At 32.8% G+C, this 20,366-nt stretch carries 18 protein-coding genes and 1 pseudogene; 10 read left to right on the top strand and 9 right to left on the bottom strand.

All coding sequences use genetic code 11. From position 1 onward, the window contains the following. The first annotated feature begins 77 nt into the window (after positions 1 to 77). Positions 78 to 1,400 (top strand): YeeE/YedE family protein, encoded by a 1,323-nt coding sequence (locus EQM05_RS12110; RefSeq protein ID WP_128750272.1) that lies wholly within the window; start codon positions 78 to 80, stop codon positions 1,398 to 1,400. Between the two features lie 428 nt (positions 1,401 to 1,828). On the opposite strand, the gene EQM05_RS12105 is transcribed toward EQM05_RS12110, so the two are convergent. After that, positions 1,829 to 1,930, bottom strand: coding sequence for a putative holin-like toxin (locus tag EQM05_RS12105; RefSeq protein WP_128750271.1), 102 nt, complete (start codon positions 1,928 to 1,930; stop codon positions 1,829 to 1,831). Positions 1,931 to 2,805: 875 nt separating this feature from the next. On the opposite strand from EQM05_RS12105, the gene EQM05_RS12100 reads away from it, so the two are divergent. Beyond that, positions 2,806 to 3,996: an MFS transporter gene (locus EQM05_RS12100; protein WP_128750270.1), complete on the top strand. Its 1,191-nt coding sequence runs from the start codon at positions 2,806 to 2,808 to the stop codon at positions 3,994 to 3,996. A gap of 150 nt (positions 3,997 to 4,146) precedes the next feature. Further along, positions 4,147 to 4,590: a hypothetical protein gene (locus tag EQM05_RS12095; protein ID WP_243108067.1), complete on the top strand. Its 444-nt coding sequence runs from the start codon at positions 4,147 to 4,149 to the stop codon at positions 4,588 to 4,590. Here EQM05_RS12095 and EQM05_RS15855 read toward each other — a convergent pair. From EQM05_RS15855 to EQM05_RS12070, 5 genes are all read right to left on the bottom strand, one after another. Next, positions 4,561 to 4,818 carry a hypothetical protein gene (locus tag EQM05_RS15855; protein WP_164917283.1) on the bottom strand — a complete coding sequence of 86 codons (258 nt, stop codon included), beginning with the start codon at positions 4,816 to 4,818 and terminating at the stop codon, positions 4,561 to 4,563. The genes EQM05_RS12095 and EQM05_RS15855 overlap by 30 nt on opposite strands. A gap of 81 nt (positions 4,819 to 4,899) precedes the next feature. Further along, positions 4,900 to 5,310, bottom strand: a complete 411-nt coding sequence (locus EQM05_RS12085; RefSeq protein WP_128750268.1) for a DUF6773 family protein — start codon at positions 5,308 to 5,310, stop codon at positions 4,900 to 4,902. A 284-nt stretch (positions 5,311 to 5,594) separates the two neighbouring features. Then, the gene (locus tag EQM05_RS12080; protein ID WP_128750267.1) at positions 5,595 to 6,068 is read right to left on the bottom strand and encodes a PTS glucose transporter subunit IIA; all 474 of its coding nucleotides are present in this window, start codon (positions 6,066 to 6,068) and stop codon (positions 5,595 to 5,597) included. 10 nt (positions 6,069 to 6,078) lie between these two features. Then, on the bottom strand, positions 6,079 to 7,635 hold the full coding sequence (locus EQM05_RS12075; protein ID WP_128750266.1) for a PTS transporter subunit EIIC: 1,557 nt from the start codon (positions 7,633 to 7,635) through the stop codon (positions 6,079 to 6,081). Between the two features lie 92 nt (positions 7,636 to 7,727). Then, positions 7,728 to 9,050 (bottom strand): 6-phospho-alpha-glucosidase, encoded by a 1,323-nt coding sequence (locus EQM05_RS12070; protein WP_128750265.1) that lies wholly within the window; start codon positions 9,048 to 9,050, stop codon positions 7,728 to 7,730. Positions 9,051 to 9,338: 288 nt separating this feature from the next. On the opposite strand from EQM05_RS12070, the gene EQM05_RS12065 reads away from it, so the two are divergent. Both EQM05_RS12065 and EQM05_RS12060 read left to right on the top strand, forming a co-directional pair. Further along, entirely contained in the window at positions 9,339 to 9,794 is a 456-nt protein-coding gene (locus EQM05_RS12065; protein ID WP_128750264.1) for a MurR/RpiR family transcriptional regulator, read from the top strand. Then, a complete protein-coding gene (locus EQM05_RS12060) occupies positions 9,794 to 10,081 on the top strand; it encodes an SIS domain-containing protein (protein ID WP_243108066.1) in 288 nt (95 codons plus the stop codon). The genes EQM05_RS12065 and EQM05_RS12060 overlap by 1 nt, the downstream gene beginning before the upstream one ends. Positions 10,082 to 10,159: 78 nt before the next feature. Here the strand turns inward: EQM05_RS12060 and EQM05_RS12055 are convergent, their stop codons facing one another. After that, positions 10,160 to 10,741 carry a TetR/AcrR family transcriptional regulator gene (locus tag EQM05_RS12055; RefSeq protein ID WP_128750262.1) on the bottom strand — a complete coding sequence of 194 codons (582 nt, stop codon included), beginning with the start codon at positions 10,739 to 10,741 and terminating at the stop codon, positions 10,160 to 10,162. Between the two features lie 262 nt (positions 10,742 to 11,003). On the opposite strand from EQM05_RS12055, the gene EQM05_RS12050 reads away from it, so the two are divergent. The 4 genes from EQM05_RS12050 to pcp all read left to right on the top strand — a co-directional run bounded on the left by EQM05_RS12050 (position 11,004) and on the right by pcp (position 16,719). Next, entirely contained in the window at positions 11,004 to 14,282 is a 3,279-nt protein-coding gene (locus EQM05_RS12050) for a M14 family metallopeptidase (RefSeq protein WP_243108065.1), read from the top strand. 39 nt (positions 14,283 to 14,321) lie between these two features. Further along, positions 14,322 to 15,014, top strand: a complete 693-nt coding sequence (locus EQM05_RS12045; RefSeq protein WP_128750261.1) for a DUF969 domain-containing protein — start codon at positions 14,322 to 14,324, stop codon at positions 15,012 to 15,014. Between the two features lie 15 nt (positions 15,015 to 15,029). Further along, positions 15,030 to 15,977, top strand: coding sequence for a DUF979 domain-containing protein (locus tag EQM05_RS12040; RefSeq protein ID WP_128750260.1), 948 nt, complete (start codon positions 15,030 to 15,032; stop codon positions 15,975 to 15,977). Between the two features lie 133 nt (positions 15,978 to 16,110). After that, complete coding sequence (gene pcp / locus EQM05_RS12035; protein ID WP_128750259.1) at positions 16,111 to 16,719, top strand: pyroglutamyl-peptidase I; 609 nt, start codon at positions 16,111 to 16,113, stop codon at positions 16,717 to 16,719. A gap of 107 nt (positions 16,720 to 16,826) precedes the next feature. Here the strand turns inward: pcp and EQM05_RS12030 are convergent, their stop codons facing one another. Then, a complete protein-coding gene (locus EQM05_RS12030; RefSeq protein ID WP_128750258.1) occupies positions 16,827 to 18,824 on the bottom strand; it encodes an FAD-dependent oxidoreductase in 1,998 nt (665 codons plus the stop codon). 127 nt (positions 18,825 to 18,951) lie between these two features. After that, a pseudogene (locus EQM05_RS12025) lies at positions 18,952 to 19,476 on the bottom strand (transcriptional regulator); the annotation flags it as partial. Between the two features lie 226 nt (positions 19,477 to 19,702). On the opposite strand from EQM05_RS12025, the gene EQM05_RS12020 reads away from it, so the two are divergent. Beyond that, positions 19,703 to 20,224 carry a GNAT family N-acetyltransferase gene (locus EQM05_RS12020; protein WP_243108064.1) on the top strand — a complete coding sequence of 174 codons (522 nt, stop codon included), beginning with the start codon at positions 19,703 to 19,705 and terminating at the stop codon, positions 20,222 to 20,224. Positions 20,225 to 20,366: the final 142 nt, after the last annotated feature.

Below are 20,366 nucleotides of genomic sequence, written 5' to 3'. Positions count from 1 at the left end.
CATTGGATATTTTGTGACAGCTGTGGTGAAGATATTTATTACTTTCTATAAATATAACCTAAGGGGGAGTTTTTTATATGAATAATACAACAGTAGAAGTAACTACCAAAGTAAGTACTGGTAAAAGCTTAAAAACTATTCAGGAAGTCTTAGGGTTTGCAGCAATTATTTTAATACTTATTCTAGGCAATTCATTTTTAAAAACAGATATATTTTTTAGATTAGTAGTTGGTCTGGGCTTTGGCTATGCCTTGTCAAGAGCCTATACAGGATTTGCAGGAAGTGTTAATCGTGCATACAATACAGGGTCTACAAAACTGATGAGGAATCTTATGTTTATGTTCTTTATAACATGTATGCTGACAAGTGCTTTCCTTTTCAAGGGGGATGTTAACAGCTATAAACTCTGGGTTAATCCAATTAATCTGGGACTTCTTCTAGGTGCAATGTTGTTTGGATTTGGTATGGCCTTTTCATCCTGCTGTGCTACTGGAACTATGACTGATTTGGTTACAGGTTTTCCACGTGCTTTCACTACATTGATATTCTTTGGTATAGGTGTGTTTATTGGATATCCAGTGCAGAATACAGCAGCATGGATTAAGAAATCATGGTTTACAACACCTGTAGGTTCAAAACAGGCAGGAGGTGTATTCCTTCCAGATTTATTTAAATGGGATGGACTTCAGGGCTATCTTGGAGCACTGCTTTTAACTGCAGTTTTCTGCGGAATTGTTATAGCTTTATCACATGTTTATGAAAGCAAACGTAAAGCTAACAAAACATATACAGGTATGCCTATGGAAAATTATCAGGACCAGATTGAACCTTTCGATGATAAGAATTACAAATTAGTAAGCGATACAACTTATGACAGACTATTTGTTAAACCATGGACATTAAAGCAGGGCGCTGTTATCATTGCCATATTGTTCACCTTGTTAATGGGTATCACAAAAGCAGGATGGGGAGCATCAACTCCTTATGGAATATGGTTTGGCAAAGTTTTGATGTTATTTGGAGTCCCAGCTGGGTCACTGGCTTCCTTTGCAAAAATGTCTCCAGATGCTTTTAATCAGCCATTCTTCCAGAATGCTGTATCCGTACAGAACATTGGCATTATTCTTGGAACATTAATATACTTTTTAACAGCTGGGGAATTCGTTAAGACATTCACTTCAGCCATGCACCTTACATTTAGAGAAGCTCTGCTATTTGCACTGGGCGGACTTACAATGGGATTTGGTACAAGACTTGCAAATGGATGTAACGTTGGTGCATTATATACACCTATTGCAAACTTCTCTTTATCAGGCTGGATATTCCTTGCCTTCATGGTTATAGGCGGCATCTTTGGAAATACACTTGCTAAGAAATGGTTCAAACCAGTTAGAAGTTAAGAGTTGAAAGTTTAGAGTTTAGAGTGAATAGTTAAGAGTTTAGAGTGAATAGTTAAGGTGAGTTTTCTTCCTTGCGTCATAAAACTAATTTATTATTTAGGCTCGTTTTGCTGAAGCAAAACATTGCTAACTTGTATAAATTAAAGATTTTACGTAGTGTAACAGAGTAAAATCATCCATAACTGTGAACTTTTCACTTATAACTCTCAACTGTAAGAGTTTTGCGATGCGAAATTCTCTTATATGTTAAATAAATCATAAAAATAAATGTTTATTTTTATATAAATTTTGATATAATATAAATAAACATACAGAAAATAAAAATAGGGTGCTACCAACACCCTATAGTATACAATTCTAGTTGCTTAGGCAACTGGTATCACTAAATTTTTATTAAAAATAGTAGCTATCCATTTGCGAAGGAGCTACTATTTTTTGGAGGTTTTTTCTATAAGTAACACTATTAATGTTAACAGTACAATTAAGAACAAACCACCTTGAAATAGCAACATTAAAACGTCGTTACTCATATGTATCACCTCCCTTCAGAAGGGATGGATGATACCAGTAGCCCACATTCAACTATATTGAATCATACTATATAATTTCATTTAGTAAATCGCTATTTAAGCAAGCAAAAATACTGATGCTTCTACAGTTTTTTGAGAAGCTCAAATAGCTGATTTACTTTGAAATCTATTTAGAAGATTATAACATAGGATTTATGGTATTTCTATAATTAATAACAACTAGCCTAAAGAAACTAAAAAAGAAGGAGAGTCTCCAGATGTGATGGAGGTTCTCCTTTTTTTATTTTGCTTACAATTATATAGAAAGTAATAAATATCTTCACCGTAGCTGTCACAAAATATCCAATCCTCAAGGATTTTTGGGACTGCTAAAGGTGATTAGATATTTACTTTCTATTTAGAATATAAATAGCTATGTAATATTATGTAAGATATGGTATTATATTTATATGAAGCGATTTGTAGTAATAGCAAAGTAAAATAATTAATTTTTGGGGGTATTATTTTATAATCTGACTAAAGATGAATTTTATGAATAATACTCTTTAATATATGACGGTTAAGCAATCAATGGTGATACAATTTTACAGTTAAAAGTTAAAAGTTAAGAGTTAAAAGTTAAGAGTCAATAGTTAAGGTGAGTTTTCTTCCTTGCGTCATAAAACTAATTTATTATTTAGGCTCGTTTTGCTGAAGCAAAACATTGCTAACTTGTATAAATTAAAGATTTTACGTAGTGTAACGGAGTAAAATCATCAATAACTATAAACTTTCCACTCATAACTTTTAACTGTAAGAGTTTTGCATCGCAATTTTATGCTACTGTGCCACAGTGGTGGAAAAATGTGAACTTAATAATTAATGGGAGGTATATTGTGGAAAATACATCTAAAATCAGATCTCATTTAAAGACATCTATAATGCTGGGGTCATTTGCCTTTGGAATCATGTCGTTTATATTACCTATTTACAGCAAAAGAATTGGCGGGAATGCATTAACTATCGGAGGGCTGTTTTCAATATTCAGCATTGTAACTTTAATTTTAAGGCCATTTATCGGAAAAGCTATAGACAAATATGGAAGAAAGATGTTTTTTGTCAGCGCATTCATCTTTTATGGAATTTCCATGTTTTTGTTTTCATGTTCAACCAATGTGATCTCTTTATATATAAGCAGATTTATTCAGGCAATAGGTGCTTCATTTATGTGGATTTCGGCTTATTCTATTGCAATAGATATTGCAGATGATGAAAAGAGAGGCATTGCTATTGGACAGGTAGATGGTGCACATAACAAGGGTGCATTATATGGTGCTTTAATAGGTTTTGTTTTATTAAGTAACTTTACTCTTATGAGGGGCTGGAGTATCTTATTTAAGGGTTATGCCATTTTATCAATAGCAGCAGGTTATATTGCATATAAATATATTCCTGAAACAAAGGCAGTAAGTGGTGAACAAACCAAATCTGACAATAATAAATTGAATAGTAATTTTACAAAATTATTATTAATAGTTTTTATAAGTTCTATATCAACATCAATGTTAAGTCCTATTTTAATGATTTATCTTCAAGATAGATTTACCACTAATATTGGAACATTAGCAACTGCATTTATTCCAGCTGCCCTTGTATATGCTTTTTTACCATCAAGACTGGGTGGAATCAGCGATAAATTTGGCAGGAAAATGCCTATGGTTATAGGGTTAATAGGTTCAGGTATAGTTTCCTTGGGGTTTACACATATGTATAGTATTCAAGTATTAGTTATACTTTGGGTTTTGGAGTCCATAGGAATAGTTATGGCTTCACCAGCAGAAGAAGCATTGGTTTCAGATATAGCAGGAAGAGATATTCGTGGTTCAGCATATGGTTTGTATTTATTTGTATCCAGTCTGGGTGCAGTTATTGGACCATTGGTGGGGGGATGGTTATACGATTCTTTTGGACATGTGATTCCATTCTACCTAAATGGAATTATATTATTATCTGATGCTATTTTAGTATTAATATTGTTTAAGAATTATAAAAAAGCTAATTATAGTAGTAGAATGACTATAAAGTAATTCGTTTTATTTTTTAATTTTTGTAAGGTACCTGGTACTTGGTAAAAACTAACAACCTTTCAAACTTCATCAACACAGTTGTTTAAATGAGCCATAAGGGTGTTCACAGTACCGATATATATTAATGAAAAATTACGGAGGTAATTAGCTTTGAAACTCAATAAAATATTTATTGTCTTTATATCAATGCTTTTAATTTCACTAATAATTGGATGCTCAAACGGTATAAAAAATGTGGGAGATAAAATAGTAGTTGAAAAGCAAATTAATGGGGAAAACAAATATGAATTTTATAATGAAATCAAGGATAGCAAAGATGTTCAAAATGCAAAGAATATTCTTAATAGAATAAAATGGGAAAATGCACAAGTAAACATGGTGCATCCTGCAGAATATAAATTCCATTTTGAGGATACTAAAAGTAAAACAAGTGGGGAAGTTTATGCATTATGGATAAGTCCTAATAAAGATAAAATAGAACTTGTGATAGATAGCAAAATTAAGTATGTTCAATTAGACAAGGAAAAGTCCAAAGAGTTGTTTAAGATAATTACAGGTAAGAACTTAGGTGAGGCTTATGAAAATAAAAATTAACCTGTGGGCTTTTATATTCTCGTTTATCTGTGTGGCATTATTCTTTATATCAGTGTCATCGCCTGATATAATTAATTTATTGCATGTACATCCGCTAAATATTGTATTATGTATATCTTTTATTACTTTTATATTTGGATTAATTGGGTTTTCTGCGTCAACCAGCTGGATTTTATTATTAAGGAGCATTTTAACTACTGTTATTACCCTGTGCTTATCTTTATTCATTTTGTATATTTTAGTTGTTGGCAATCTGTTTAAATTTACTTAATATTACTTATATTTAATTAAAGGAATAACCTCAAAACTTTATTTATCAGTAAAGTTGAGTTTATTATAAAATAATCTATTAAGATATTTTAATAAAACATAGTATAAAACGGATATAATAATTGAACAAATTACTATTATTATAAAATTGGTATGAAGATTCAAAACAGAGACTACGTAATCCATACCGCATAAACTAAAAGCAATACTACTTATATTTGAAAACTTGCTAGGTAAGTATGCACCTTGCAAAGCAAGCCTTAAATCCGTATATATCTCTGATGCTATAAAAATAACAATAACAAAAGAATCCTCATTAAATACAAAAAGTTTGTAAAGATAATATATGCCCATAAATAAATTAAATAAAAATAGTAATTCTGAATTGATTTTATTATTTAAATTTTGTATCCTTTCATCAGATTCATACATTAGAATATCCTTTTTCACAATACCATTCCTTCCAAGATAAGGCGTTCAATGTTTTATTTAACACTTTAAATATTTTAATACAAATTAATACAAATAGCAACAAAAACTAAGGTACCTGTGACTTGGGAGGGATTGGAAACAGAGTTGACAACTTTTGCTTTTAAAAATTAAAAAGGTTCAAGGACTAAGAGCCTAAGCTCCTAAGCTCCTAATCCTTGAACCTATTTTTTATTATTTCTATTTAAATAGCCATAGTTCCTGTAAGGCACCTAGCCTCTTGCAAAAACCGGAAATGATTACTATTAAGAAATCTTCATTATAGAAGCGCCAGCTTCCTTATATCCCAAATATTTTATAATATTTTTATCTTCATAATTAATTATGACAACTGGAGTTATTGTATTAAGCCCTTTATTCCTCATGAATTCAAAATCTGCTTTTATAAGTTCTTTACCTATAGTTACGTTTTCTCCTTCATTTATTAGAGCCTCAAAACCTTCGCCATTTAAACTAACTGTTTCTAATCCAATGTGAATTATTATTTCTAAACCATCATTACTCTTTAGCAAAATTGCATGCTTGGTTTTAAAGATTTGAGCTACATACCCATTTACAGGTGAGCATATAATATTATCTTCAGGAATTATTGCAATACCTTCACCCATCATTTTATTAGAAAACACTGGATCTGGGACTTTAGTAATATCAACAATCTTTCCCTTTATAGGAGAATATATTTCAACATCATTTTTTTTCTTAAATAATTTACTAAACATATAGAACCACCTATTCCATTCCAAGCAAATCTCTTACTTGAGTTTTATAAACATCAGCTTTAGCTCCATAGATGACCTGAACACCATCTTTAACCTTAACAATTCCATTAGCACCAAGTTTCTTCCATGTATTATCATCTTTAACTATAGACATATCATTGACAGAAACCCTCAATCTTGTAAAGCAGGCATCAACACTTTTAATATTATCTTTTCCGCCAAGTGCCTCCACTATATCATTAATTATTGTATTACCTGATGAAACCATTGAATTTTCTTTTGAATCTTCTTCAATTTCTCTTCCTGGAGTTTTTAAATCCCATTTTGTAATTGCAAACTTAAAGCTGAAATAGTATAAGCAGAAATATATTACTCCTACTATAGGAACAAATACCCAGTTAGAACCTTTATCTGATTGCATAATTCCATTAAATATAAAGCTTAAGAAAGGTCCACCAAAAGCTGCACTGCCAGGTATATTAATTTGCAGCAAATAAGTTACAAGATAGGCAGTTCCTGCAAATATAGAATGAATTACATATAATACTGGTGCCACAAATAAAAATGAAAATTCAATTGGTTCTGTAATTCCGGAAAAGAAAGCTGGAATTACTGCTGCAAGAAAAAATCCCCCTATAGCTTTTTTTCTTTCAGGCTTTGCACACATATACATAGCCAAAGCTGCTCCTGGCAATCCAAACATAGATTCTATAACTTTACCATTCATAGCAAATCTAGTGACATCAATATTAAACATTTGTCCTGGAGTAGCTAACTGAGCCTGATAAATGTTAACAGCACCTTGAACTACTTTACCACCTATTTCCATACTGCCGCCAAGACTCGTAAAGAAAAATGGAAGATATACAAAATGATGAAGTCCAAAAGGAAGAAGGGCTCTTTCAGCTAAACCGTATATCATAGATCCAAAAGCACCAGTGCTTTTAATTAATATACTTAATTGATTTAAGATGCCTTGAAAAAAAGGCCATACTGCAGACAAGGCTAATCCTAAAATTAATGATCCTATAATAGAAACCATTGGGACAAATTTTGTACCGCTAAATATTGATAAAACAGGCGGCAAGGATATATTATAATATTTATTATGCAGATGAACGATTAGAAATCCTACTAATATTCCACCAAAAACTCCTGTATCAACTGTGGGAACTCCTAATATATTTGCTTGTCCTACAAGCAGTTTATCTGGGTTTATTTTGCCAAGATTAATAAGTAAGGTACTCATTGTAACATTCATAACCATATATCCTAAAAAGGCAGATAGTGCTGCAATACCTTTCTCCTTTTTTGCATAACCTATAGCTATGGATATTGCAAAGATTGCCGGCAAATTATTAAATACAATTGATCCTGATGATTTAAGCAAACTAAAAAACAACTTAAAAAATGGCATTTGCAGGAAGGGCATCGTTTTCATTACAGACGGACTTAAAAACGCAGACCCAATACCCATTAATATACCAGCCATTGGCAATATAAGTATGGGGGTCATTAATACTTTTCCTAATTGCTGGAATTTAGCGAAATAGCTTGTTTTCGTCATTTATTCTTCCTCCTAAAATAATAATTATTTCATGTTTAAATATAGAATATTGGCACTGCTTTTTAATATACCAATATTCTATTTAAATCTTGTTATTTAAGTTCAGGCCAATATTCCTTGTTAGCTTCTATTAATTTATCAAGAACCTGTCTTGCTTTTTTAGCAGATACAATAGTTCTGTTAAGAGTTAATGCCTGCAGTGCTTTTTCATATGAACCTTCAAAATAAGCATCTACTGTTAATTTTTCATAAGCTGATTGTGATTCAATTAGACCTTTATAAAATGTAGGAATTTTACCTACAGCAAGAGGTCTTGGCCCATTTGCTGTCATTACAGAAGCAACTTCAACCATTACATCATCATCTAAATTTGAAATTATTCCATTATTTTTTACAATTACTATATATATTTTTTTAAGATTAAAAGCAATGGATTCAGCCACTTCTATCATAAATTCACTGTGTGCATCATTATGAACCATCACAGAACCTTCTGCAGTACCGGCTTTAGCCACTCTTCTGCATTCTTCAAAAACTCTTTTTTCTCTCCCATCAATGACTTCATTTGCTCTTGTATAATTTGGATTTAAATGACTAACTTTATAATCAGGATAATAATAATATTGTAAATAAGTATTTGGAAGATATTCTGGGAAATCATTAACCATATCCTGTACCATTGCATAAGTGGCTAACCATGATTTATCTCTTTGCTCTGCATCTACAGGAATAAATCCCTTTTCTTTTATTACTTTTCTAAGTTCTGGAACTAAATCATTTCCATTCTCATCATATAAATTAGTAAACCATCCAAAATGATTTAAACCAAAATAAACTGGTTCAAAGTTTTTTGAATCTCTTCCCAAAACTCTGCCATAAGAACGTAATAAATTAACTGGCTGATCGCATATATTTAAAATTCTCTTATCTTCTGGGAACTCTCTTCTTAATGCCTCTGCCACTATAGCAGCTGGATTTGTATAATTTAATACCCAAGCATCTTTAGAATACTTTCTTATATCTTTTATTGTTTTAATCATGTCTCTTATTGATCTAAGACCATAAGCAAATCCACCAGCGCCACAAGTTTCCTGTCCTATTACGCCTAAACTTAAAGGAATTTTTTCATCCTTTTCTCTCATCTTATAACCGCCGGTTCTCATTTGCATAATTACAAAGTCAACATCTATATAGGCTTCTTCAACCTTTGTAGTATATCTAAAATCCAATTCAGGATATTTTTCCTTGAACAATACTTTTGCATAATTGCCAATTACTTCTTGTCGTTTTTCATCTATATCGAACATAACTAATCTATTTATGGGGAATCTATCCTTTAACTTACATAAACTTGAAAGAAGTCCAGGAGTCCATGTACTACCTCCACCAACTAATGATACGTTGAATTTTTTCATCTAACAACATCTCCTTATATAATGTATCTCTTGGCATAAAATTTTAATAATCCTACATGTGGTACCATTCATGATATTTTTAGTATAGTGTCATATTTTCAATAATAAAAGGCTTTGAGAGGATTTAGAAAACATTTTCACATGTAGTACAATTTACATTTGTGAAAATATTTTCATTTTGTGTGATATAATGATTTAGAAGGTCATTAGTACATATTTTATTTACTAAAACTCTATTAAGCTTTACCACACTTTTACCCTCGATGATATCATTTAAGGAGGTAATATATGACAGTATTTGATGCTATTGAAAAAAATCGTAAATTATTAAATAAAAATGAAAATTATTTACTTAAGTATATATTGGAGAATACTGAAAAAGTGTCAAACATGCGAATTCAAGACCTATCTAAAGAAACTTTTATTTCTACTGCAACCATAGTCAGGTTCTGTAATAAATTATCTTACTCAGGATATGCAGAATTTAAAGCAAATTTAAAAAGTTCAATAGACAGAGAAAATAACCAAAAGATAGTACCAAGCAATACATTTTTATTTGATGATATTGCTAAAACTAAAGATTTAATTAATGATTCTGTGATTAACGAAGTAATAGATCTAATCTACAATGCTGAAAAAATAGATTTTTATGGAGAAGGTTCATCTAAAGATGTGTGCATAGATATCTCAAGAAAATTTCATCTTGTAGAAAAAATTGCAGATATTTTAACGATACAAGCATAATGTATTCTACAGCAAGTGATCTTGATAATAAAACTTTAATTATTGCCATATCAATGTCTGGAGAAACCCCTCAGGTAATTAAGGCTGTGAATATAGCAAAAACACGAGGCTGTAAAATCATATGTGTTACTAATGTAGGGTATAATACGTTAGCTAACTTATCTGACAAATGCCTGTTTATATTCTCAAGTGAATATGAAATAAATAATATTAAATTCAGATCCAGAGTGACAGCTAATGCTATAATGGAGTATGTGTTTTTTAGATATTTAGACAAATATAAATAATTTTTGTAAGGCATCTGACCCCATATAAAAAGACACTTACCAACTTTTCATTGGGAAGTGTCTTTTTATATATCCCTTTTAAGCTTTTATAGAATTGAGAAATATTTTCATCATTCGCTGACCGTACTGTAATAGAGAATAACGCCCTTTATTTAGGCACCAGTCATAAGTAAGCCCACGTTCAATAATTGCAAAAGCCTCAGTTAATTCCATATATGAAAGACTGCTTTTAATTTCATTCTTTTCTATTCCTTCTTTCATTAATCCGGCAATTATTTTATAATACTCTCTACTGGGATCTAAAATATGCCTTGTACCTGAAGTCATGACCTGAAGACCATATAGTGAAGACAAGAATGGTCTATATGGTGAATTCTCTAAATTCTTTAATACATAGGCATCAAATGATAATAATATGTCCAAAGAATTCATATATGGATCAATTGTCTTCTCCCATATTGTATAGTCATTATCAAAAAAATAAGCCAGGCTAAAAAGCAAATCTTCCTTTCCTCGGAAATGATGGTAAAAGGTACCACGTGAGGTTTGAGAAACTTCTATTATTTCAGAAATAGTAGTTTTCTCATAGCCTTGTTTAACGAAAAGTTTCCAAGCTGCTTTAATAATTTTATCTTTTGTTTTAATTTTTTTCACATTCATTATTGAAACTTCCTTTGTATAGTAATGCCAATATTATAGCATATTACTGAATCATGTCCAAATGCAGCAGGCAGCTATTTAAATTAAAAGCTGATGTAAAACTGCGGAATTAGAATAAAATTCATTAAAATAATCATTATGGGTATAAATGCAGGCTACTATGACTGGAAAATCAATATTGACAATTTTACAATAATTCAATACAATTAGGGATATAAAAGTAGAACGGAGTATAGAATTTAATACGGAATGGAGGATGAATATGGAAGCTGATGAAAAAAGCATATATATCACTGAAAATATGACATGGGAAGAAAAGTGTAAAACTGTAGAAACAGCTTTGTTTATTGGGTTTCATACTGTTTCAGCACATTTTCCAATTGCAGCTTTAAAAAAGGAGCATATTGTGCCAAGGACAATGGATGAGCTGCAGCACAGCTATGAAAGTAAAGAAGAAATTCCAGAAAATTATGTGTCAGCCACAGATAATGCAAAACCAATACAGGATTTTGATTGGAGAAAGAAAAAAGGGTTGGAAACACTATTTAGTGAAGGAAGTTTTCTACAGGATACTGATTTGGATTTATTGCCCGACAAATTATTATTCAAAATTGCGTTTCCAAAGGAAAGCAGCACTTCTGTTATCATTGCGGCCTGCAATTTTGCCTTTAGATTTGGCATGGAGACAACTGCCTATGAAGGGCCCATTGTGGCTCCAGAAGGCTATATTGGAAATTTACTTTTATTTGAAAAAGGCAATGAATGCAGTATTAATTTAGAAGAAAAGCAGCAATGCACAGTAGTACATGTAACCGGTGAAGGACAGGAATTAGAAGACTTCTCCAGTTTCTTGTGTGAAAACTTTCCTTTATTAGCAGATAGAAAAACATGGATAGACCAGCTGCAGTATTTTACAGACAGTTTTGCTATGAAAAATCTAGATGGACAACTGGCATATTTAAAAGCCTTTGAGCCTGAATTAAAGGGGAAAATAAAAGCATTTTTTGCACCAGATATTCAGAAGGAGCTTTCAGTTATAGAGAAAGAATTTCCTAAAGTTGAATTCCATAGTTACAAAGAAATGAAGCCTGTATATGAAAGAACTTATGACATTCCATGGGAGGTGGATGTATTTGAAGAATTGCTTGAAAAAGAAATATATCCATATTTAAAATCAGGAGACAAGGTAGAAATATATGGTGCATTAAGCGAGGAAAAAGCTGTAAGAGCCGCAGTAGCAGAAAAAATCAATAATAAACTTCTTATGACAGGGGCAGTATGTGAAAGGCTGCAGCTTATATGTGCATATAAACAGGGAATATCCTGGATAGAAGAAGTAGTGCTGCCAAGGCTCATGGAGCTTAAAAACACGGATGTGTCAAAAGTTATTATTGCCTTTAAAGCATTTTTACCTAAAGGTGAAAGAAAATGGATTGATGAAGATGGTGCAGTACCTTCCTATAACAACATAAAACAGGATAATCCTGATTACTGGTATGACTTGCCAATAAGGTTTCTGCAGGAATTATACCCTATAGAGGACATTATTAGTGAAAAATTAGGTATTCATAGGAAGAACATTGAGTTCATGGAATATAAGGGAGACAAAGATATTACTTATTTATTTCAGGCATATGACAAAGCACAGCACTGCATTATTGAAGAAGAATACAAGGCTGCATATACAGAAAGGCAATATCTGGATGAATACCCGCAAATGGGAAAAGTACATCCTTCTACAGGATATTTATATGTGGTGAGAAATGGAACAAGCTTTTTTAAAAGGAGAATAGCAACGGATTTAGAAAATATATGGGATATTTATGAAGGTAATGTACTTCCGGAATGCAGAGAATTCATAAACATCAAGGTGAAGGGAAAACCAACTATTGAAAAGCAGCCATTCTTCTCCAGGCTGCAGCTGCAGGTTACTGCAAGTGAACCTAATTACAGGCTTAATTCAAGAGAAGATATGATATCCTCCTTAGATGCACTTCACGAGGATATGTATTTTGTAGGTTCAGACTATTTTAAGAATTATGGAGTTAGGGAAACTGGAGCTATACTGGATGCGCCAGGGTTAATTCTTCCAATAATAAAAAAGGCCCAGGGAAAACCCACATTTAAGGTAACCTTATATGATCAAATGGCCAATGAACCATGCATATGCTCTCATGGAAGAAAAATACACAGCATGGTTTCAAGAGAGCAGCAGAATATATACATTAATAAAATAAATTATGAAAATAAGCAGCTTAATGTTCAAATAAAAGCACATGGGGCTGATCCTAAAATAGTAAGGGCTTATGCTGATTTATTAAACAGAAAGGTTTTATGCAGCAGCAAAATGTTTAAGGGAATCAATAAAATTATATTTGATACAAAAGATGGCATGTACACTGCAAACATAATAAGCCAGAAAGAGCAGATAAAGGATCTGGATATTAATAGTATTGATTTATATGAGCATAAATTAATTGGATATGATGAATATATGAAAATTATATGCATGCTTAAAAGAGTGCCTGGTATTGCTGTTTATAAAGCAGCAGATTCCTATATGGGAAAAGAAATATATGCAATTGAACTTTTACCTAAGGAAAGCGGATATGTGTCCAGAACAAAGAGAATAACCTATTGTCCATCGGAAATTATTAACTGCAGGCATCATGCAAATGAAGTATCCAGCACCAATGCTGCATTTATGCTGATTAAGAAACTTTTAAGTTCAGATGAATATAAGGAGCTGCCTAATAAACTAAATTTGGTAATTGTGCCAATGGAAAATGTCGACGGAGCGGCAATACATTATGAATTACAGAAGGACAATCCTCACTGGAAACTTCATGTTGCCAGGTTTAATGCCATAGGTAAGGAATTCTCCCATGAGGTGTTCAAAAATGACACTATACATTCAGAAGCAAAAGCACAAAAATGGCTGTGGAAAGCATTCTTACCGGATGTTTCCGTAGACAATCATGGAGTTCCAAGTCATGAATGGGAACAGCAGTTTTCAGGATATACATCACCATCATTTAAAGGATTCTGGCTGCCAAGATCATTACTATATGGATATTACTGGACTGTTACAGATGAAGCTTACAAGAGTAATTATGCAGTAAATAAAAAAATAGAAGAAGTGGTTGCCGAAGCAATTGGGAAAAATAAAGAAATCACATCATGGAATAAGGAATGGGCAGAGAGATTCGAAAAATTTGCACATGGATGGATGCCTAAATTGTTTCCTGCAGATTATTATAAAGATATGATTAACTATTGGGTACCATTTTCCTACAATGCTTCACATCGTTATCCTTCTGTACGATTCCCATGGATAACAACTGTGGCATATACAAGTGAAGTTGCTGATGAAACAGCACAGGGTGAATATTTGAACCTTTGTGCCAGAGCACATGTGCAGCACGATTTGGCAATAATAAAGATGCTTATGCACTGCAAATGTGTGTATAAACAATCCTATAGTTCAAATGAAGGACATGTTATCGCTAGCTGCATTAGACAAAGACCAATTATTGTGTAATGCAGCTTTCATAAAAAAATAAAAAAAGGGGGCCGAATTATGGAACTTATTAAATTATTAGGTATCTTAATTGTAATAGTGGGATTCGCATTTAAGCTGGATCCAATTCTCATTGTTTTATGTGCTTCCATTGTAACAGCTTTTGTTGGAGGGATGGGAGTAAATGGATTGCTGGATACTTTAGGAAAGAGTTTTGTGGCTAACAGAAGTATGGCAATTTTCATATTGATTATGCTGGCTACTGGTACATTGGAGAGAAATGGATTAAAGGAGGCAGCCGCAAAATTAATTGGCAAGGTTAAAGGTGCTACAGCAGGAGCTGTTATAGGTGCCTATGGAGTTATGCGTGGTATCTTTGCAGCATTTAATGTAAGCTTTGGCGGTGTAGCAGGCTTCGTTAAACCAATTATTATGCCAATGGCAACAGGAGTAATTAAAGCCTCTGGCAAAGTTCTAAATGAGCAGTATGAGGATGAGATTAAAGGTATGGCATCTGGTATGGAAAACATTGCCTGGTTTTTCTGTCAGGTATTGTTTGTAGGCGGACCTGGAGCACTGCTTGTACAATCAACATTAAATTCATTAGGTTACAAGGTTGAATTAATCGACCTGTCAAAAGTAGAAATTCCTGTAGGTGTTTTTGCAGTAATAGTAGCAATTATCTATTACTTCTTAAAAGATAAGAAGCTTGTTAAAAAATATTACTATGATAATTCACCAAATAAAAAATAGAAGGAGGCGCAGCATATGTCATTTTTTATGGATCCTAAGGTGTTACTGGGTGCAAAATTATTAGAGATTATATATATTATTATAGGACTAATTACTATTTATACAGGTGTTAAAAATACCATGGATAAGGAAAATCCATCAAGATTTGGTACAGCATTATTTTGGTGTACACTGGGTGTTGTGCTTGCTTTTGGCAGATGGATACCAGTTAGGGCAGATGGTATACTGATTATTATAATGACCATCCCAGCCATATTCAAAAAAGTGAAAATTGGAAAGGTGGAAAATCCTGACCCTTCATATACAAAGAAGAAATTTGAAAAAATAGGTATGAAAATCTTTATCCCAGCATTATCAATGGGTATTTTTGCAATTATTTTTGCAATATGGGCTCCAAAATTGGGAGCACTGGTAGGAGTGGGAGTTGGTGTTTTTGTATCAATAATAATTTTAATGATTTTCTCAAAAGACAACACTCCAAATGTATTTCTCAAGGATTCAGAGCGTTTAATTTCAATGGTTGGTCCTCTTAGCATGCTTCCAATGCTTCTTGCAAGCTTAGGTGCTATATTTACAGCAGCAGGAGTAGGCAATGTAATTGCAAAATTAGTAGGAAATATAATCCCTAAGGGAAATGTAAATGTAGGCATTATAGTTTATGCTGTTGGTATGATGCTGTTTACCATGATTATGGGTAATGCATTTGCTGCTATTACAGTAATGACAGTGGGCGTTGGAGCACCATTTGTATTAGCTTATGGTGCAAATCCAGTAATAATAGGCATGGTTGCGCTTACCTGCGGGTATTGCGGAACACTATGCACACCAATGGCTGCAAACTTCAACGTTGTTCCAGTAGCTATGCTGGACATGAAGGATCGTTTTGGAGTTATCAAAAACCAGGTAGTTGTAGCACTAATTTTGCTTGTATTCCAAATTGGCTATATGATAGTATTCAAATAAAAGTGAGCTGATACAATTATGGAACAGGATATTTATGCAGATAATCGTCAGATTATGGCAAAGGGGAAAATTATTATTCCCGAGCCAGAGGTGTATTAGAAAGTAAATATGTATATAGAAAGGTGGCAATTTTATGAAAATATTAGTTACAGGTTTTGATCCTTTTGGCGGTGATAAGGTTAACCCGGCATTTGAAGCAGTAAAGCTTCTGCCAGGCACTATTGCAGGGGCAGAGGTTATTAAAATTGAAATTCCAACAGTTTATGGCAAAAGCGGTGAGGCAGTGGAAGAAGGCATAAAAAAATATAGACCTGACGTGGTCCTTTGTATTGGGCAGGCAGGTGGACGCTCAACTATAACAGTGGAAAGGGTTGCAATTAATCTGGCAGAAGCAAGGATAGAGGATAATGAAGGAAATCAGCCAATTGATAAGCCATTAGAGAAAGATGGAGAAAATGCATATTTTGCAACAATTCCTGTAAAAGCAATGGTAAATAATATTAGAAAGCATGGAATACCAGCCAATATATCATATACTGCAGGGACATTTGTGTGCAATTCCGTAATGTATGATCTGCTGTATATGATTAACAAGAAGTATCCTGAAATAAAGGGCGGCTTTATTCATGTGCCATTTGCACCAGAGCAGGTTGTTGATCGCCCAGATGGTACTGCCAGCCTGCCAGTAGAAATTACCGCAAAGGCTTTAGAGTATGCAATTGAGGCTATTTTTGTAAGGTAACTGTGACTTGGGATAAACTGGAAGCAAGGTTGACAACTTTTGTTTCTAAAAATTAAAAAGGTTCAGAACTAAGGGCTTAAGCTCCTAATTCCTGAACCTTTTTCTATTTAAATATCCTTTGCTACTTCATAGGCATCCCATATAGCGTTCATTATGTTACTAGCATGTCTGGCATCACCTATTACATAGGTTTCATAAGATTCATTTTTAATTTCATCATATAGTTTATTTTCATTTTTGTAACCTATTGCAACAATTGCAGTGTCTGCTTGTAATTTTTCCTTTTTAAATGCTTTATTTATTATCTGCACTCCATTATCCGTAATCTTTAAAGCACTGCTGTGGGTAATCATATTTACATTATTGAACTTTAAGAGATCTATAAGCATTATTCTATTCATATGTGGTATAGGTGTCTCACCGGAAATAAGTATATCAGGCAGGGCCTCCACTATGGTTACATTCTTTCCTTTTTGTGCAAGCCATAAAGCGGTTTCGCAGCCTACTAATCCTCCACCTATAATTACAACTTTCTCTCCAGCTTTATTCACATCTAAAAGAACATCTTCTGCTGAAACTACTGTATTCTTATCTATTCCTTCAATATTAGGCTTAATGGCATTTGAACCAGTTGCAATAAATACTACATCTGGCTTTTTACTTTGGATTAACTTTTTATCTGCTTCTTTATTTTTTAATACTTTTACTTTTAACTCATTTAATTCATTTTCGTACCATGCCATTAATTTTCTATCTTCTTCTTTAAAGTCTGGAACTGATCCAGGGATAACATGACCACCTAATTTATCTGTTTTTTCATACAATGTAACTTCATGTCCTCTAAGTGCAGATGTTCTTGCTGCCTCCATTCCTGCAATTCCACCGCCTACTACCAACACCTTCCTCTTGTTGTTTGAAGGTATTATGGCATATTCCTTTTCACGTCCTGTAGCAGGATTTACAGCACAGGAAAGAGGTCTTCCTATAAACATTCTACCCATACATCCATCATGACATGCTATACATGGACGAATCCTTTTTCCCTGCCCCTTCATTACTTTTTCCGGCCAGTATGGGTCAGTTAATAATCCTCTTCCTATACCTACCATATCTAACTTGCCATCATTTAAAGCCTGTTCTGCCAATGAAGGTATTTCCATTCTTCCTGCTACTATTACAGGAACTTTAACTACCTGTTTTAATTTTTCAGCAAACGGAAGATAACATCCATGTTCTAAATAAATTGGCGGGTGAGCCCAATACCAGGCATCATAGGTTCCACAGTCAGCATCAAAAGCGTCATATCCTGCCTTTTCTAATATCTTAGCTGCTTCTAATCCTTCTTCTACATCACGTCCTAATTCTTTAAAATCTTCTCCTGGAAGTCCGCCTTGTCTCCAATCCTTTATATAACTTTTTATACTATATCTTAATCCCACAGGGAAGTCCTTCCCTACAGTTTTCTTAATCTCCTGAACTATTTCTATTGGCAGAGTTAACCTTCCCCTTAAATCTCCACCATATTTATCTGTTCTTTTATTAAATAATGCAAGGGTAAATTGATCAAGAAGATACCCTTCATGTACTGCATGTATCTCCATTCCGTCAAAGCCTGCTGCCTTTGCTATATGTGCAGCTTCACCAAATCTTTTAACCATAGTTTCAACTTCTTCAGTTTTAAGTTCCCTGCAGGTAGCAGTAGGATCCCAATAATTCGGTATTGCTGATGGCGCTACTGGCTGACAATCTAAAAATGCGCCTGCAGCACTACGTCCAAGTCCTAATGTTATTTGAATAAATATTTTTGCTCCATATGAATGAACCTTTTCTGTAAGCTCTGAAGCTGTTTGTACGAAATGCACTGGATTCAATGTAATACATGGAAAGCTCGGCATCTTAAGTTTTTCGATTTCATTTTCTACCTTTACAGCCCCCGTAATAATAAGACCAGTGCCGCCTTTTGCTCTCTCCACATAATAGTCTATAGCCCTTTTAGAAAAACACCCATCTTCTTCAATAAGACCTAAATTAGCCATAGGAACCATGGCAATTCTATTCTTTATCTCTAGCTTTCCTATTTTGATTGGCTGAAAAATTTTATTCATTGCTTAATTCTCCTCTTTTCTAAAATTTGCAGTTGATAATTCTTATTATTTCTTAATTTATTTTCTTTAACATATATATTCCCATAAATAATAGTATTTAAACATAAAAACAGAGTCTAAACTCTGTTTATTTCATATTCAATGATTTTTTCTCTAATTTTTTTAATTCATTAATTATATGGATAAATTCTTCTCTTTCTCTAACCAAATCAAATTCTGGTGCCTCAAAAACCTTGAATATATTTTTATATAAATTCATTGTTATAGTACGTTTTCCCTCTGGAATTTCATTAAAACACCATATAGATCTAAACTTTTCTGGTTTATTTATATCATTTCTCCTTATATCCTCTATCATTTTATTTAACATATCTATAGCTTTTTCATCCTTCATATATGAATTAGCTAATCCTAAACATGCAAAGTTTATATGGTTAATGCTTTTATATAAACTGCTTTGCAGTAGCTCTCTTGCCTTTTTTAATTCATTCTTATCTATATATATGCCTGCTAGTAAAACATTAGGATCAAGCTGACTTTTATGAATCTTTTTTATAGCCTCTATAGCCTTATCTTCTTCTCCTATTGCTGGATATAATGCTCCAAGCTGAAATAACGCTTGTTCAACTAATTCTACTCTGCTGGAATTTTCATAATTATAATTAGTAGGGACGGTTAACAACAATTATCTTTAATACTTGTACAAAAGTTAAAAGTTGTTAACTGTCCCCAAGTAGCATTGATACAAAATTGAATGATTTTGAATCGGAAAAGGCAGCCTTCATATAAATATACATATATTTGTAATCTATCTACAAATTTTATATAATTGAATGAAGATATGCTAATAAGAAATTTTGAGGGGGTGTAGTTTTAAGTTGGAAAAGATTTACCTAGCAGTTCCTTCACTGGAACATAAATATGCATATATGGACATGATGGCAGAATGGGAAGAAACAAAAGAACACATATATCCAGGAGCAATAAGACGAGGAGAAACTGATTATAGTAAATGGCTGAAGCTGTTAGAAACATATAGGAAAAGGGAGACATGTCCATCTCACCTTGTACCTTCTGATACTTTCTTTTTGATAAATGAGAATAAGAAGTTACTGGGAGCAATTAGCATAAGGCATTATTTAAGTGAACAACTTCTTCGATTAAGTGGACATATAGGCTATGGAATAAGACCAACTGAAAGAAGAAAGGGTTATGCAACTGCAATGTTGAAATTGGCTCTTGAAAAGTGTAAAGATATGGGGATGAAACAAGTTTTAATAACATGTGATAAAAATAATATTGCTTCGGCAAAAACCATTATTTCTAATAATGGAATTCTTGAAAATGAGTTAATTGAGGAAGATGGAAATATAATTCAAAGATATTGGATTGAATTATAAGACAAACTATTAAATGTTAATAAAATTAAAGAGGTTTAGAAACTAAGAGCCTCAACTCCTAATCCTTGAACCTAGTTTTTATTTTAATTTGAAATTTATCTTTCAAGCTATATTTTTTTTAGTTTTGTGATATAATAAGGAT

The sequence above is a fragment of the Clostridium sp. JN-9 genome, assembly GCF_004103695.1.
GTDB lineage: Bacteria > Bacillota > Clostridia > Clostridiales > Clostridiaceae > JN-9.
This window is presented reverse-complemented; position numbering and strand designations above follow the sequence as displayed.

Coding starts and splice junctions, on each gene's coding strand:
- EQM05_RS12065 (WP_128750264.1), top strand. CDS start 9,339: ATGACAGTATTTGATGCTATTGAAAAAAATCGTAAATTATTAAATAAA.
- EQM05_RS12040 (WP_128750260.1), top strand. CDS start 15,030: ATGTCATTTTTTATGGATCCTAAGGTGTTACTGGGTGCAAAATTATTA.
- EQM05_RS12045 (WP_128750261.1), top strand. CDS start 14,322: ATGGAACTTATTAAATTATTAGGTATCTTAATTGTAATAGTGGGATTC.
- pcp (WP_128750259.1), top strand. CDS start 16,111: ATGAAAATATTAGTTACAGGTTTTGATCCTTTTGGCGGTGATAAGGTT.
- EQM05_RS12070 (WP_128750265.1), bottom strand. CDS start 9,050: ATGAAAAAATTCAACGTATCATTAGTTGGTGGAGGTAGTACATGGACT.
- EQM05_RS12075 (WP_128750266.1), bottom strand. CDS start 7,635: ATGACGAAAACAAGCTATTTCGCTAAATTCCAGCAATTAGGAAAAGTA.
- EQM05_RS12055 (WP_128750262.1), bottom strand. CDS start 10,741: ATGAATGTGAAAAAAATTAAAACAAAAGATAAAATTATTAAAGCAGCT.
- EQM05_RS12105 (WP_128750271.1), bottom strand. CDS start 1,930: ATGAGTAACGACGTTTTAATGTTGCTATTTCAAGGTGGTTTGTTCTTA.
- EQM05_RS12060 (WP_243108066.1), top strand. CDS start 9,794: ATGTATTCTACAGCAAGTGATCTTGATAATAAAACTTTAATTATTGCC.
- EQM05_RS15855 (WP_164917283.1), bottom strand. CDS start 4,818: ATGAATAAAGATAAGCACAGGGTAATAACAGTAGTTAAAATGCTCCTT.
- EQM05_RS12030 (WP_128750258.1), bottom strand. CDS start 18,824: ATGAATAAAATTTTTCAGCCAATCAAAATAGGAAAGCTAGAGATAAAG.
- EQM05_RS12080 (WP_128750267.1), bottom strand. CDS start 6,068: ATGTTTAGTAAATTATTTAAGAAAAAAAATGATGTTGAAATATATTCT.
- EQM05_RS12050 (WP_243108065.1), top strand. CDS start 11,004: ATGGAAGCTGATGAAAAAAGCATATATATCACTGAAAATATGACATGG.
- EQM05_RS12110 (WP_128750272.1), top strand. CDS start 78: ATGAATAATACAACAGTAGAAGTAACTACCAAAGTAAGTACTGGTAAA.